Source organism: Nocardioides sp. NPDC006303, from assembly GCF_040613175.1.
Taxonomy (GTDB): Bacteria; Actinomycetota; Actinomycetes; order Propionibacteriales; family Nocardioidaceae; genus Nocardioides.
Genome location: NZ_JBEXRR010000008.1, coordinates 112,562 through 126,021, shown reverse-complemented (window position 1 = coordinate 126,021; position 13,460 = coordinate 112,562). Strand labels below are relative to the sequence as shown.

The 13,460-nt window shown below is 69.8% G+C and carries 11 protein-coding genes and 1 pseudogene; 3 read left to right on the top strand and 9 right to left on the bottom strand.

Annotated elements, in window-relative coordinates:
• Positions 1 to 20: 20 nt before the first annotated feature.
• From ABZY89_RS09180 to ABZY89_RS09140, 9 genes and pseudogenes are all read right to left on the bottom strand, one after another.
• Positions 21 to 1,166, bottom strand: a complete 1,146-nt coding sequence (locus ABZY89_RS09180) for an MlaD family protein (protein ID WP_355226502.1) — start codon at positions 1,164 to 1,166, stop codon at positions 21 to 23.
• Positions 1,166 to 2,491: an MCE family protein gene (locus ABZY89_RS09175; RefSeq protein ID WP_355226500.1), complete on the bottom strand. Its 1,326-nt coding sequence runs from the start codon at positions 2,489 to 2,491 to the stop codon at positions 1,166 to 1,168. Before ABZY89_RS09175 ends, ABZY89_RS09180 begins: the two co-directional genes overlap by 1 nt.
• A 35-nt stretch (positions 2,492 to 2,526) precedes the next feature.
• On the bottom strand, positions 2,527 to 3,555 hold the full coding sequence (locus ABZY89_RS09170; RefSeq protein WP_355226499.1) for an MCE family protein: 1,029 nt from the start codon (positions 3,553 to 3,555) through the stop codon (positions 2,527 to 2,529).
• Positions 3,552 to 4,565 carry an MCE family protein gene (locus tag ABZY89_RS09165; protein WP_355226497.1) on the bottom strand — a complete coding sequence of 338 codons (1,014 nt, stop codon included), beginning with the start codon at positions 4,563 to 4,565 and terminating at the stop codon, positions 3,552 to 3,554. Before ABZY89_RS09165 ends, ABZY89_RS09170 begins: the two co-directional genes overlap by 4 nt.
• Positions 4,565 to 5,596: an MlaD family protein gene (locus ABZY89_RS09160; RefSeq protein WP_355226496.1), complete on the bottom strand. Its 1,032-nt coding sequence runs from the start codon at positions 5,594 to 5,596 to the stop codon at positions 4,565 to 4,567. The genes ABZY89_RS09165 and ABZY89_RS09160 overlap by 1 nt, the downstream gene beginning before the upstream one ends.
• On the bottom strand, positions 5,593 to 6,885 hold the full coding sequence (locus ABZY89_RS09155; RefSeq protein ID WP_355226494.1) for an MCE family protein: 1,293 nt from the start codon (positions 6,883 to 6,885) through the stop codon (positions 5,593 to 5,595). The genes ABZY89_RS09160 and ABZY89_RS09155 overlap by 4 nt, the downstream gene beginning before the upstream one ends.
• Positions 6,882 to 7,724, bottom strand: coding sequence for an ABC transporter permease (locus tag ABZY89_RS09150; protein ID WP_355226493.1), 843 nt, complete (start codon positions 7,722 to 7,724; stop codon positions 6,882 to 6,884). The genes ABZY89_RS09155 and ABZY89_RS09150 overlap by 4 nt, the downstream gene beginning before the upstream one ends.
• Before the next feature lie 2 nt (positions 7,725 to 7,726).
• Positions 7,727 to 8,476: an ABC transporter permease gene (locus ABZY89_RS09145; protein ID WP_355226581.1), complete on the bottom strand. Its 750-nt coding sequence runs from the start codon at positions 8,474 to 8,476 to the stop codon at positions 7,727 to 7,729.
• Between the two features lie 528 nt (positions 8,477 to 9,004).
• Positions 9,005 to 9,493 (bottom strand): annotated as a pseudogene (locus ABZY89_RS09140) (ATP-binding cassette domain-containing protein); the annotation flags it as partial.
• Between the two features lie 288 nt (positions 9,494 to 9,781).
• On the opposite strand from ABZY89_RS09140, the gene ABZY89_RS09135 reads away from it, so the two are divergent.
• From ABZY89_RS09135 to ABZY89_RS09125, 3 genes are all read left to right on the top strand, one after another.
• On the top strand, positions 9,782 to 10,999 hold the full coding sequence (locus ABZY89_RS09135) for a helix-turn-helix domain-containing protein (protein WP_355226491.1): 1,218 nt from the start codon (positions 9,782 to 9,784) through the stop codon (positions 10,997 to 10,999).
• 13 nt (positions 11,000 to 11,012) lie between these two features.
• A complete protein-coding gene (locus ABZY89_RS09130) occupies positions 11,013 to 12,026 on the top strand; it encodes an HAD family hydrolase (RefSeq protein WP_355226490.1) in 1,014 nt (337 codons plus the stop codon).
• 114 nt (positions 12,027 to 12,140) lie between these two features.
• The gene (locus ABZY89_RS09125) at positions 12,141 to 13,355 is read left to right on the top strand and encodes a lytic murein transglycosylase (protein ID WP_355226488.1); all 1,215 of its coding nucleotides are present in this window, start codon (positions 12,141 to 12,143) and stop codon (positions 13,353 to 13,355) included.
• The last annotated feature ends 105 nt before the right edge of the window (positions 13,356 to 13,460 follow it).

Sequence of the window (13,460 nt, the reverse complement as noted above, 5' to 3'; positions counted from 1 at the left end):
CGTTGTCGTGCTTGTCGTGCTCATCGCTCCCCCATCAGTCCGGCGAGCGTGGTGGGGACGCTAACCGTCCCCGGCTCGACTGTCTCGGTCTTCGTGGTTTTCGGTTCGGGTACGGCAGAACAGCCCGCCGCGGTGTTGAACGGCTTTCCCTTGCTCACATCGGTACCGGCACGCAGGTCGGTGCCCTCATAGCCGGAGACGCAGGCAGGCGGGTTGAAGAAGGACGGCATCAGGCTCAGCCGTGGCCCGTTGGAGGTGTTGATCGCCCAGCCGATGCTGACCGCCTCCGGGACCGTCACGAAGGTCGACTCGAGCGCGGCCGCGTTCGTCCCGAAGAGCGTCGCGGGCGTGACCAGGTTGCTCATCAGGATCCCGAGCGGCTGACCGACCTCCTTGACCAGCAGCGAGATCTCGGTGGCGGAGCCGGGCGCGGCCCCGATCAGGTCGCGCAGGTCCTTGTCGGAATCAGCAAGGGTCGAGGAGAAGAGCGCGAGGTCGTTGCTCCACGCCTTGATGCTGGTCGCCGACTCCTCCTGGGTCGCGAGCACCTGGTCGGAGTTGCGGATCAGGCTCGCCGAGACGAGGAAGTTGCGGTCGGCCTCCTGCTGGAACGAGAGCGAGGTGTCGACCAGCTTCCGCAGGTCGGACCCGGCCCCCTGGGAGAGCAGGTAGGACTCGTCGATCGTCGTCACCAGCGCCTCCTCGGGCACCGAGGCGACGAAGTCGCGACCGGTCTCGATGACCTGGGAGGCGTCGTACGGCAATGCCTCCTCGCCCGCACTCAGCCGGTCGCCGTCGGAGAGTCGGGCGGAGCCGACAGCGCCACCGCGGAGATCCAGATACTGCTCGCCGATGGCCGACCGGTTGGCGACCTTCACGGTCACGTCCTCGGGGATGGCGGGGGCGTCGCCCTCGATCTCCAGCGCCGCGCGTACGCCGTCGGAGCCTGCTTCCAGGGAGGTCACCTCGCCCACGGGCACGCCGCGGTAGGTCACCTCCGAGTTGACGAAGAGGCCGCCGCCCTCGGGCAGCGAGACGTCGACGCGGTAGGGCTCGTCGAGCAGGTCCAGGCCGACATAGCGGGCCCCGACATAGCTGGTGCCCACGAGCGCGAGGGCGACGAAGAGCCCGAGCTTGACGCGTACGCCTCCGGTGAGCCGTTGCATCATTCGCTCCCTTCCACGGAGCCGGCGTCGCCCGCCGTGCCTTCCGGCGAGGTCTCGGAGGTCGCCGAGCCCGACTCGGTCGGTGACCCCGCAGGCGACTCTGAGGGATCGGACGGAGACGACGAGGGCGACCCGGACTCCGACGGGTCCGAGGAGGACGAGGACGAGCCGGGATCGGAGGGCAGGATCGACTCCCCCGGGATCGACGGCGAGGACGAGCCCGGCACCGGTGACGTGGTCGACGGCAGCAGTCCGGGCGGTGCGTCCGACGGCCCGGACTGGGAGCCGACCGAGCCGCCGGGCCCGCCTTCGACCGCCGGCTGCAGCCACTCACACCCCTTGGACTGGCAGCCGGCAGGAGTACGGAAGTTCGTGATCATGAACAGGTTCATGTAGTCGCCGCGGAGCGCGTTGAGCACCTCGTCGGGGAACGGGTAGGTGAAGAGGATCTCGAGCGCGTAGGGCAGGTCGGAGCCGGCCTTGGCGAGCTGGTCGAGGATCGGGTCGAGCAGCTTCAGGTCGGCGACGATGTCGTCCTGGGCCTCGTCCAGGGTGCTGATCGTGACCTTGGAGAGCTTGTCCAGGGCCTCGAGCATCGCAACCAGCTGCGGACGCTGGTCGACGAGCACCTGCATGCCCGGCGAGAGCCCCTCCAGCGCTTCTGCGATCTTGGTCTTGTCCTTCTCCAGCGTGACCGCGAGCTCGTTGAGCGACTCGATCGCAGAGGTGATCGAGGCCGAGCGCGAGTCGAGGACCGAGACGAACCGGTCCATCTCCGTCAGGAAGGCCTTGATCTCCTCCGGCCGACCGTCGGAGACCTTCTGCAGCTCGCGGGAGATCTCCTGGAACTGCGCGATGCCGCCGCTGTTGAGCACCATCGACAGAGCCCCGAGCACCTCCTCGACCTGCGCAGCCGCCGCGGTGTCACCCCTCCCGAGGACCGCACCATCACCCAGGGGCGAGCCCGCGACCGGCGTGGCGGGTCGGATCAGCGCGACGTACTTCTCCCCGAGCAGGGAGGTCTGCTGCAGTCGTGCCGTGGTGCCGGCGGGGAGCTCGACGTCGTCGTTGACCACCAGCGACACCCGCGCGCTGCGGCCGTCCTCGGTCAGCCTGATCTTGGAGACCCGGCCCACCGCGACGTTGTCGATCTTGACGCTGGACTGAGGAACCAGATCGAGTACGTCGCTGAACTCGGCACTCAACGTGATCGGATCCTCCCCCACGTCGGCGCCGCCGGGCAGCGGGGCCTCGTAGACGCCTCCGCTGACGGCACCGAGGCCGCAGCCGGAGAGGGTCAGGGCGGCCGTGGCCAGCACAGCCACCAGCGGACTCGACAGGGATCTCGACAAGCGCGACATCACTGCTCCTCTCCGACACCGGGAAGCAGGACCGGTGGCGCGTCATCCGAGGTCTGGCCGGTGAGGCCGTCGCCGGACCAGACGCTCAGCTCGTTCAGGTTGGTGCGGCCGACCAGGGTGTTGGAGTCCGGGTCGTAGGCGTTGACGAACTTCTGCAGCACCAGCGGGATCGTGGCGACCGCCTCCTCGAGCGACTCGTTCTGGTCGACGAGGACCTGGGTCGGCCCCTGTAGGTTCTCGACGCTGGTGCGCATCTCGCCGCGGTTGTCCTTGATGAACGACTCCAGCAGCGCGAGCGCCTCGCCGAGGTTGCCGACCGCGGAGGCCAGGTCGTCGCGGTCCTCGGCGAGGTACTCGGTGACCTGCGCGAACCGGCGGTTGGCGTCCTCGACCCCGTCGTCGTGCTCGAGGAGGGTCTTGTTGAAGGTGTCGAGGTTCTCGACGGTGGCGAAGAAGTCCTGGTCGATGTCGGCCAGGGTCGCCGATGCATCGGCGCCTTCCCGGATCACCTGGTTGATGTCGGCACCCTGGCCGTCGAGGTTGGCCGCCATCACCTCCAGGAACCGCGAGAGCGCGCCGTTCTTGTTGGCGCCGTTGGGACCGAGCTGATCGCCGGTCTCGGTCAGCGAGGCGTAGAGGTCGTCGATCTCGACCGGCACCGCGGTCTCCTCGATGACGGTGCCGTCGCGGAGCTCGGGCCCGTCGACGTACGGCTCGGTGAGCTGGACGAAGCGGTCCGAGACCAGCGTCGGGGCGACGATCACCGCCTCGGTGTCGGCCGCGGCGGTCTGTCCGGCGTCGAGCATCATCGAGACCTTCACGTGCTCGCCGGCCGGGGTCACCGAGGTCACCTCGCCGACCGGCACTCCGAGAATCTGCACGTCCGAGCCGGGATAGAGGCCGACGGAGGCCTCGAAGAGGGCGGAGAACGTGGTGCCCTTCCGTCCCTCCCGGATCCCGTACGCAGCACCCCACCCGATCGCGCCGACGACGGCGATCACGAGGAACCCGGCGATGAGCCGTCTCATCTCGTCCCTCCCGGCTTGCAGTCGCGCTGGACGTCGTTGTCGAGCACCGGCGCGTTGTTCTCGTCGAAGAGGCCGCAGCCGTAGACGTCGATCCACGGCCCGTTGCTCATCGAGGCGCCGACCACCCGGTAGTAGGCGCCGATCTGGGAGAGTGCCTTGTCGAGGTGGTCCTGGTTGCGCTGCAGGATCTCGGAGACCTGGTCGAGCTTCTCCAACGCCGGCTGGAGCCGCTTCTGGTTGTCCTCGACCAGACCGGTGACCTGCTTGGCGAGGTCGTCGGTGTAGGTGAGCATCTGGTGGATCGCCTGGCGGCGGGCGGCGAGCTCCTCGAGCAGCTTGTCGCCGTCCTCGATCAGGAGCCCGATCTCCTCGTTGCGCTCGGCGAGGGTGCCGGTGACCTCGGTCGTCGTCCTCATCAGCTCGGCCAGCTCCTGGTCCCGCGAGGAGATCGTGCGGGAGAGCCGGGTGAGGCCCGAGACCATGCCGCGTACGTCCTCGGGGGTGTCCTCGAAGACCTCCGAGAGGGCGTCCATCGACTGCTCGACCTGGGCCATGTCGATCTCCCCGACGGTGGTGGAGAGGTCGGAGAAGGCGGCGCTCACGTCGTACGGGGTCGTGGTCCGGGACACCGGGATCGGCTCGCGGAGACGGCCCGAGCCGCCCGGATCCAGGGCGAGGAACTTGCGCCCGAGCAGCGTCTTCACCTTGATCGACGCGGTGGTCTGCGAGCCGAGCGAGACGTCCTTGGCCCGGAACCTGATCAGCACCTTGTCGCCGTCGAGCTCGAGCTCGGAGACCTCGCCGACCTTCACCCCGGCGACCCGCGCCTCGTCACCGGGACGTATCCCGGCAGCCTCGGCGAAGTAGGCCTCGTAGGTGTCGCCACCGCCGATGACGGGGAGGTCCTCGGCGTAGAAGGTGGCGAAGAAGACGCCGGTCATGGCCAGGATCCCGACCACGGCGATGACGATCTTGTTGCGTTCGGCGAACGACTTCGGATAGCGGGCCATCATTGGCACCTTCCTGCCGGCGAGTCCACGCCGAGGTCGCCGTAGTAGCCCTCGGGTTTCGGGATCCGCCCGTCGATGGAGCAGATGTAGAAGTTGAGCCAGCCCCCGTAGGTGGCCATCCGGCCGATCTGGTCGGTCTTCTGCGGCATGGTGGTCAGGAACTTGGTCAGCGCCTCGTCGTTCTCGGCGAGGTTCTCCGAGACGTCGCCGAGGGAGTCGATCGAGTCGCGCAGCGGCTCGCGGCCCTCCTCCAGCAGCCCGGTGACACTCTGGGAGAGCTCCCCCATCCCCTCGATGGTCGAGCCGAGCGTCTTCCGGTCGGCAGCGAGCCCGGAGACCAGCCGCTGCAGCGTCACCAGGGTGGTGTCGAGCATCCCGGTGCGCTGGCTGACCACTTCCAGGACCGAGTTGAGGTTGGTGATGAGGTCGCCGATCACCTGGTCGCGGTCCGCGAGGGTCGAGGTCAGCGAGGCCGTCGAGGAGAGCAGCGACTCCACCGTCGCGCCCTCGCCCTGGAAGACCGCGATGATCTGGGCGCTGAGGTTGTTGACGTCCTCCGGGTCGAGGAACTTGAACAGCGGCTGGAAGCCGTTGAACAGCATCGTCAGGTCCAGCGCCGGCTGGGTCTCGTCGAGCGAGAACGTGTAGCCCGTGCGCAACGGCTCGCCGCCAGGAGAGCCTGGCTCGAGTGCGATGTACCGCTGCCCGATCAGGTTGCGGAACCGCAGCTCGGCGCGGGTGCCCTCGACCATCGGCGCCGAGTCGGCCGCGGTGAAGACGACCTCGGCGGTGTCGTTGTGATGCAGTCCGATGGACTGGACGGTGCCGATCTTCACCCCCGCCATCCGCACGTCGTCGCCCTTGTTGAGGCTGGTCACGTCGGTGAAGAGCGCCGTGAACGTACGCCCCGACGAGGTCGATCCGTTGGAGATCGTCGTCGCCAGCGCCGCCATCGCAAGCACGGTCACCAGCGCGAAGACCACCGACTTGGTGAGCGTCACCGCGACCGAGCCGCCGCTGTTCAGTCTCATCGCACGATCACCTCCGTGCCTCGCAGGGTCGGGCCGAGCAGCAGGCTCGACCAGGTCGGATACTCATCAGGTGCCAGGCCTTCCGCTGGTGCCATCACCTCGGCGATCAGCTGGTTCTCGCTCTTGGAGTTCTGCTCTCCGAGGCCCGTGGCCGCACCGAAGGCGCGCACCCGGTCCGTCGGTGGTGCCTCGATCCGCTCGGCGGTGTCGGCCGTCCCGGTGACGGCCGGCTGGCTGCCGGTCTGACCGGTGACGTACGGGCATCGGGGGCCGCCGGTACGCAGCTTCGGGACGTAGCCGGCGGGGTAGGGCTGCCGGATGTCGGAGACGCTGACCAGCGCGTGGAAGCCGGGCTCGTCGGTGCCCTTGCCGAGGTTCTTGGCCATCGCCGGCGCGTAGTCGCGCAGGGCGCTGAAGAGGCACGGGAAGGAGGAGGCGTACGGGCTGACCGCGCGGAGCGCGTCGCGCGAGGTGTCGGAGAGCACCACGATCGTCTCCCGGTTGCGCTCGAGCCAGCGGTCGGTGTCGGCCGCCGTCGTGGTCACCGACCGGAACGTGTCGGCGAGCTGTCTCTGCTGGTCGACGAGGGTCTCTGCGGTCACGGTCATGGTGTCCAGCGCGTCCAGCAGATCCGGCGCGGCCTCCTCGTAGTGGCCCGCGACCCGGCCGAGCGAGGCGAGGTCGTCGGCCAGCTGCGGGACCAGCGGGTTGAGCTTCCTGAGGTAGTCCGCCCACGCCGAGAAGACCTGGCCGATGTCGTCGCCGTTGTCGCGCAGCATCGTGGCCAGCTCGCTCAGCGTCGCGTTGAGCTTGTGGGGCTGGATCGCCTTGAGCACCGGGAGCAGCTCGTCGAGCACCTGCTCCAGCTCGACCGCCTCGTCGGAGCGGTCCTGCTCGATGGTGTCGCCGGCCGACAGCTCCGGCCCCGAGGCCGGTTGCAGCGCCACGTACCGCTCCCCGAAGAGGGTCTTGGGCAGCAGCCGCGCGGTGGTGTCGGCCGAGAGATCGGAGAGTACGTCCGGCTCCAGCGCCAGGGTCAGCTCGGCGCCGCCCTCGCGGGCCGAGACGGTGCGGACGGTGCCGACCGGCACCCCACGCAGCTTGACGTCGGATCCCACCTGGAGCGCGTTGCCCAAGGTGCCGGTGGTCAGCGTGACCTCGGATCGGTCCACGAAGGTCTGGTCGTAGGCGAGCCAGGCGCCGAGCGCCACCGCCGCGACGACGGCCAGGTAGCACAGGCCGAGGAAGGCGTCGCGAAGTCTCGAGAGGCTCATTGTGGGCCGGGTCATCCCGCGATCCTCACCGTCGTGGTGGCGCCCCACATCGCCATCGAGAGGGCGAGGTCGAGCAGCGCGACGACCACGATGGTCCGCCGCACCGAACGCCCGACCGCGATCCCGACCCCCGACGGCCCGCCGCTGGCGTAGAAGCCCAACCGGCAGTGGATCAGGATGATCAGGATCGAGAAGATCAGCACCTTCCCGAAGCTCAGCAGGATGTCGATGGGCGGCAGGAAGAGCTGGAAGTAGTGGTCGTACGTCCCGGCCGACTGCCCGTGGAAGTAGACCGTCACCATCCGCGAGCCGGCGTAGGAGGTCAGCAGCCCGACGACGTAGAGCGGGATGATCGCCACGAAACCGGCGACCACGCGGGTCGAGACCAGGTAGGGGATCGTGCCCAGCCCCATCACCTTGACCGCGTCGATCTCCTCGTTGATCCGCATCGCGCCGAGCTGCGCGGTGAACCCGGCGCCGACGGTCGCCGACATCGCCAGGGCAGCCACCAGCGGCGCGATCTCGCGGGTGTTGAAGTAGGCGGAGATGAACCCGTTGAGCGTCGAGGTGCCGATCTGGTCGAGCGCTGCGTACCCCTGCATGCCGACGACCGTGCCGACGAAGATGCTCATCCCCGTCATCACGCCGATGGTGCCGCCGATGACGGCGAGCGCGCCGGTGCCGAAGGAGACCTCGGAGAGGATCCGGAGGATCTCGCGCGGGTAGTGCCGGATCGCGGACGGGATCCCGACCAGCACCTTCCCGTAGAACCGGATGTCACGGCCGGTCTGGACCAGCCCGTCCAGCGCACGGTCCCAGCGGGGCCGCTTCTTGGCCACATCGATGGTCGCCATTCTCAGGCCCCCTTCCCGGGGACGAGCTCGAGATAGAGCGTCGTGATCACGAAGTTGACGAAGAAGAGAAGCAGGAAGGTGACGACGACCGACTGGTTGACCGCCTCCCCCACCCCCTTCGGCCCGGGCTTGGTGTTGAGCCCCTGGTAGGCGGCGACGAGGCCGGCGATGAGCCCGAAGAGCACCGCCTTGAGCTCGCCCACCCACAGGTCGGAGAGCTGGGCGAGGGCGGTGAAGGAGGAGAGGTACGCCCCGGGCGTCCCGCCCTGGATGATGACGTTGAAGAAGTAGCCGCCGAGGACGCCGACGACGCTGACCAGGCCGTTGAGCAGCACCGCCGCGAGCACGCAGGCGAGCACACGTGGCACCACGAGCGCCTGGATCGGATCGACCGCGATCACCCGCATCGCGTCGATCTCGTCGCGGATGGTCCGGGACCCCAGGTCGGCGCAGATCGCCGCGCCACCGGCCCCCGCGATCACCAGCGAGGTCACGATCGGTGCCGCCTGCTGCACGACGGCGAGGACCGAGGCGGCGCCGGTGAACGACTGCGCCCCGATCTGCACCGTCAGCGTGCCGAGCTGCAGCGCGATCACCGCTCCGAACGGGATCGCGACCAGCATCGCCGGGATCCAGGAGATCGAGGTGACGAACCAGAACTGGTCGAGCAGCTCGCGGGCCGCGAACGGCCTGCGGAAGGCCGCCCGGAAGGTGTCCAGGCCCAGCGCGAAGAGCGCCCCGACCTGGTCCAGCCCCCGGCTGACCGGGTCCTTGACCTTCGTCCTCGGTGCTCGGTCAACGTCGTCGTCATCAGCGGTGTAGAGCGTCGCCGCACCGCTCGCGACCCGAGCGCCGTGCCGCTCGACCGCGGCCCGCGGAGAGCCGTTGGCGGGGGCGAGCTGGCGCGGCAGCACCTCGATGGCGCGGGCCCCGGCGCGTACGGTCGCCACGCCGCCGGACGGGTAGTAGGCCTCGCCCTCGACGTAGTCGTCGTTGACGCCGTGGTCGGTCTCCTCGCTCATCCCGATCGGCCCGATCGGGTCGCCGCTCATGAACTGGGAGACGACCGGGTGGTCGGTGAGCAGGAACTCCTCGCGCGGGCCGTACATCACCAGGCGGCGGCGGTAGAGCATGCCGAGGTTGTCCGGCAGCGTACGTGCCAGCTCGATGTTGTGGGTGACCACCAGCATGGTGGCGTCGGTGGCCGCGTTGACGTCGACCAGCAGCTGGGCCAGGTTGGCCGTACGCACCGGGTCGAGCCCGGAGTCGGGCTCGTCGCACAGGATGATCGAGGGCTCGGTGACCAGCGAGCGGGCCAGGCCGGCGCGCTTGCGCATCCCGCCGGAGATCTCGCCGGGCAGCTTGTGCTCCTGCCCCATCAGCCCGACCAGGTCGAGCTTGTCGTTGGTGATCTGCTTGATCTCCGACTCGCGCTTCCTGGTGTGCGCGCGCAGCGGGAAGGCGACGTTGTCGAAGACGCTCATCGAGCCGAAGAGCGCACCGTCCTGGAAGAGCACCCCGAACCGCTTGCGCAGCTCCTGCCGCTGCGACTCGCGCGCCTTCACCATGTCGACCCCGTCGACCAGGCAGGCGCCGGCCTCCGGCCGCAGCAGCCCCATCAGCGACTTCAGGAACACCGACTTCCCGGTGCCCGAGGGCCCCAGCAGCGCGGTGATCTCGCCCTGCGGCAACGTGAGGGTCACGTCGCTCCAGATGTTCTGGGACCCGAAGCTCTTGGTGAGCCCGGTGACCTCCACGGTTCCGCCCATCGCGGGACCTCCCTGTTCTGCCGTTGTGGGGTGCGTCGACGATCGGGACAGTACGTGTGGCCCTGATCACACGGGAGGGTAAATTCGCTCAGGCATCAAATGAGTGCCGTGATTTGTCACGCGCATGACAAATCGACCGACTGGATCCAGCGCACGCACGCCGTTCGGCCCGCTTGGTGGAACAGTCGTACCGGAATTCGGGGGCAGGCTTGGCAAAGACGTGCCATGGTGGTCGATACCTTCACAGGCATGTTGGACGAAGGAGTTTGACGTGCGACGGAGCACGAGATGACGCAGACCCAGCAGTCCCCCGGTCTCCCCGGTTCCGCCGTGTGGATGCTGAAGAGCCTCGAGAGCGAGGTGCGGCCGATCGCGCGCAAGATCACCCGCCACCTGCGCGAGGGGCTGCCGGCTGAGACCGAGGGCTTCGAGGAGCTCATCTTCACCGCCGTGCACGGCGCGATGTCGCACTTCATCGACCTCGGCCTCGGGCGTTCGGCGCCCTACATCGCGATCGACGACCACTTCCGCAAGGTCGGTTTCAAGGTCGCCGCACTGGGCCAGGACCGGGCCATCGTCGACCAGGGCATCGACATGGCCACCACCGAGCTCTGGGACGAGCTGCGCCGCCGGGCGGTCGAGAACGAGCTCTCCGCCGCGGCGCTGAACGCGCTCAACGAGATGATGACGACGTACGTCAGCCACCTGACCTCGCAGGTCAGCAAGGGCTTCGAGGCCGGCACCGAGGCTCGCGACCAGGACAACGACGTCGCCCGGGCCCGGCTGATCGACCGGATGCTGTCGGGGGCCTCCGCCGACGAGATCGAGGTGCAGGCAGCGCTGGGCGACTGGGCACTGCCCGAGAAGGTGACCGTGATGGCGGTCGAGCTGCGGGACGGCGGCCGGATCCCGTCCGACGCCCTGTCCGCCACCGCCCTCACCCGTCGCCGCGAGCCGACCCAGGTGGTGATGTGCCCGCCTCGCGACACCGAGGCGGTGACCAAGGAGGTCCGGGCGGCAGCACCCAAGGCGCGGGTCTCGATCTGCTGGCCGGTGCCACCTGAGGACGTACCCGCCGCCTGGCGCTGGGCCAACCGCGCCCTGGCGCTGGTCAACGCCCGGGTGATCCCGGCCAAGCCGGTCATCAACTGCCTCGCCTACCGCACCGAGATCTGGCTCCACGCCGAGCCGGTGATGCGCCGCCAGCTCGCCCAGGAGCTGCTCGAGCCGCTGCTGGCCGAGTCTGCCAACTCCCGCGAGATCCTCACCGAGACCCTGCTGGTCTGGCTCGAGACCCGGGAGAGCGCCCCGGCGATCGCGGCGGTCCTCGGCGTACACCCGCAGACGATCCGCTACCGCTGGAAGCGGATCAACGAGCTCTTCGGGGAATCCCTGCGCGACCCCGAGTTCGTCACCCAGCTCCTGCTGCTGCTCAAGGCGAGCGTGCCACTGTGGGTCGCCGGCGACCAGAGCGACTTCGACCGCTATCAGCAGCAGACCGGCTGACCCGGAGCCGCTCATGGTGGAAGTGATCGTTCTCGTGGCCGGTGCTGTCGTCGCGTACGTCCTGGGGTCGGTGTTCCCGCACGTCTTCGCGGCCTGGGCCGGGCGCCGGAGCGGTATCGAGTCGGTGCCCCGGTCGTCGTGGGCGCTCGCGGCTCGAGTCGACACGGTGGTGCTCGACCGGTGGGGGACGGTGACCACCGGGCGGCTCGTGGTGACCACCGTCGACCCGCTCGACCCCGACCATCTGCGCAACCTGCGCTGGTTCGCGGGGGCGCTGGAGCACGAGGCCGAGGGCCCGCTCGCCCGCGCGGTCGCTCGGCTCTCACCGCGGGGCAAGGTGACCGACTTCGGTGTCGTTCCCGGATCGGGGGTGCGGGGGTCGGTGGACCGGCATCCCGTACGCGTCGGGCGGCCGTCCTGGGTCGGCATGGCCGAGCGCACCGACCGCGGCACCGTCCTCGGCGTCGAGCTCGACGGGCGGCCGCTGGGCTATCTCGTGGTCGGGGACCAGCCGCGCGAGGACGCGGGCGCGTCGGTGTCACGGTTGACGGCGGCCGGAGTGACGCCGCTGCTGGTCTCCGACGACACCGACCGCGAGACCGAGCACCTGGCCGAGACCTGTGGCATCGAGCGGTGGCACTCCGAGATCGCCCCCGAGAAGCGGGAGCGGCTCGTCGCCGAGCTGCAGGAGCAAGGGCGGGTGGTCGCCTTCGTGAGCTCTCGCCCGGAGGACGCCGAGGCCCAGGCGGTGGCCGACCTGGCCGTGGGCGGGAGCTCCGGCGTACGGCTGGCGGATCTCGACGTCCGGCGCGTCGCCGAGCTGATCTCGCTCGCGCGCGGGGCCGTCGTGGGGCGTCGCTGGGCCGGGCCCGTCGCGCTGGTGCCGGCGGTGGTCGGGGCGGTGCTGACGATCCTGGGCGCGGGCTCGGTCGTGCTCGCCGCGGGGTGCGCGCTGCTCTGCCTGGTGACCGCGGCCGTGGTCGGCGCGGTCCCGGTGGCGAGGTCGGGAAACTTGTCACGTACGTGAGTAGTTTTGCGGATTCTCGGCCCGGATCGCGCTCACCTCGTTGTGGCGGGGCTCACATGATGGCTGGATCGGTGACATCGACCCACCCCGCCCGACCCGAGGATGTGACCGCGGATGACCCCACGACCCGGTCTGCTGTTCAAGGCAGCTGCGCTGCCCGTCGCCGCCGCGACCGCCGCCTGGACGATCCACGCGATCCAGGAGGGCCGGCCCGTCGACGCCACGGCCAGCGTGCGTCAGGTGCCGGTCGAGGTGCCGGCCCAGGAGCTGCTGCCGCCGGTGAGCGTCTCCGCGGTCAAGCCCATCCCCAAGGCCAGTCCCACCCTCGCGGCCAAGCCCGCCGGGTTCGCCGCCAAGGCGGCCGCCGGCGTCATTCCCGAGACCGCGCTCTCCGCCTACCAGCGGGCCGCGACGGTGCTCGCCGACGCCGACCCGGGCTGTCGTCTCGACTGGTCGCTGATCGCCGCGATCGGGCGGGTCGAGTCCGACCACGGCCGGGCCGGGGGTAACACGCTGTCCGCTTCCGGGGTCGCGACGCCCGGGATCTTCGGCGTACCTCTGACCGGGGCTGGCGGCACCGCACGCATCCTCGACACCGACGGCGGCACCTACGACCGCGATCTCGTCTACGACCGCGCGGTCGGGCCGATGCAGTTCATCCCGTCGACCTGGTCCGATGTCGGGGTCGACGCCGATGGCGACGGGCACCGAGACCCGCAGGACGTCGACGACGCCGCCCTCGCCGCCGCGGTCTACCTGTGCTCCGGCTCCGCCGACCTGTCCACCGAGGCCGGGCAACGCTCGGCGGTGCTGCGCTACAACCACAGCGAGGCGTACGTCTCGGCGGTTCTGCAGATCGCCGAGGGCTATCGGCTCGGTACCTTCGAGGCACCGACCGGCGTCGTCCTGCCGGCCGCACAGATCCCGGTCACCTCCGCCTCCGATCTCGAGCCGCTCTCCGGCGCCTCGCCCAGCGCCCAGCCGCCCCGGGGCTCAGGCGGCTCGCCCTCGGGCGGGACGGACACCGGTACGCCCGGCGGCGGCTCGACCACGCCCTCGACTCCCTCGCCGTCCGGCTCCCCCGGCGATGACGGGTCCGTCATCCCGTCGCCCACCTCGGGCCCGGACCCGAGCAGCTCCCCGACGGGGTCACCGACCGAGACGCCCACCGAGACGCCCACGGAAACTCCGACCGAGACCCCCACGGTGGATCCGACTCCGACCGAGACCCCGACCGAAGCCCCGACCGAGACGCCCACCGAAACTCCGGCCGCGACCGAGTCGGCCAGCGAGTCCGCCGGCGCGGAGGCCACGGCGAGCACGCCCTGAGAATCGGGCCCCCAACGTGTTGGCCTCGACACCTCCGCCCGCGCACACGTCTCGACCACCGCCCTCCCCCGCTGGTCGAGCGTGGAGCCGCCGCGCGAACGTGTC

What these genes read in the sequence shown, in the direction of transcription:
- ABZY89_RS09180 (WP_355226502.1), bottom strand. Translation starts at nt 1,166, where the DNA reads ATGCAACGGCTCACCGGAGGCGTACGCGTCAAGCTCGGGCTCTTCGTC.
- ABZY89_RS09170 (WP_355226499.1), bottom strand. Translation starts at nt 3,555, where the DNA reads ATGAGACGGCTCATCGCCGGGTTCCTCGTGATCGCCGTCGTCGGCGCG.
- ABZY89_RS09165 (WP_355226497.1), bottom strand. Translation starts at nt 4,565, where the DNA reads ATGGCCCGCTATCCGAAGTCGTTCGCCGAACGCAACAAGATCGTCATC.
- ABZY89_RS09160 (WP_355226496.1), bottom strand. Translation starts at nt 5,596, where the DNA reads ATGAGACTGAACAGCGGCGGCTCGGTCGCGGTGACGCTCACCAAGTCG.
- ABZY89_RS09155 (WP_355226494.1), bottom strand. Translation starts at nt 6,885, where the DNA reads ATGACCCGGCCCACAATGAGCCTCTCGAGACTTCGCGACGCCTTCCTC.
- ABZY89_RS09150 (WP_355226493.1), bottom strand. Translation starts at nt 7,724, where the DNA reads ATGGCGACCATCGATGTGGCCAAGAAGCGGCCCCGCTGGGACCGTGCG.
- ABZY89_RS09135 (WP_355226491.1), top strand. Translation starts at nt 9,782, where the DNA reads ATGACGCAGACCCAGCAGTCCCCCGGTCTCCCCGGTTCCGCCGTGTGG.
- ABZY89_RS09130 (WP_355226490.1), top strand. Translation starts at nt 11,013, where the DNA reads ATGGTGGAAGTGATCGTTCTCGTGGCCGGTGCTGTCGTCGCGTACGTC.
- ABZY89_RS09125 (WP_355226488.1), top strand. Translation starts at nt 12,141, where the DNA reads ATGACCCCACGACCCGGTCTGCTGTTCAAGGCAGCTGCGCTGCCCGTC.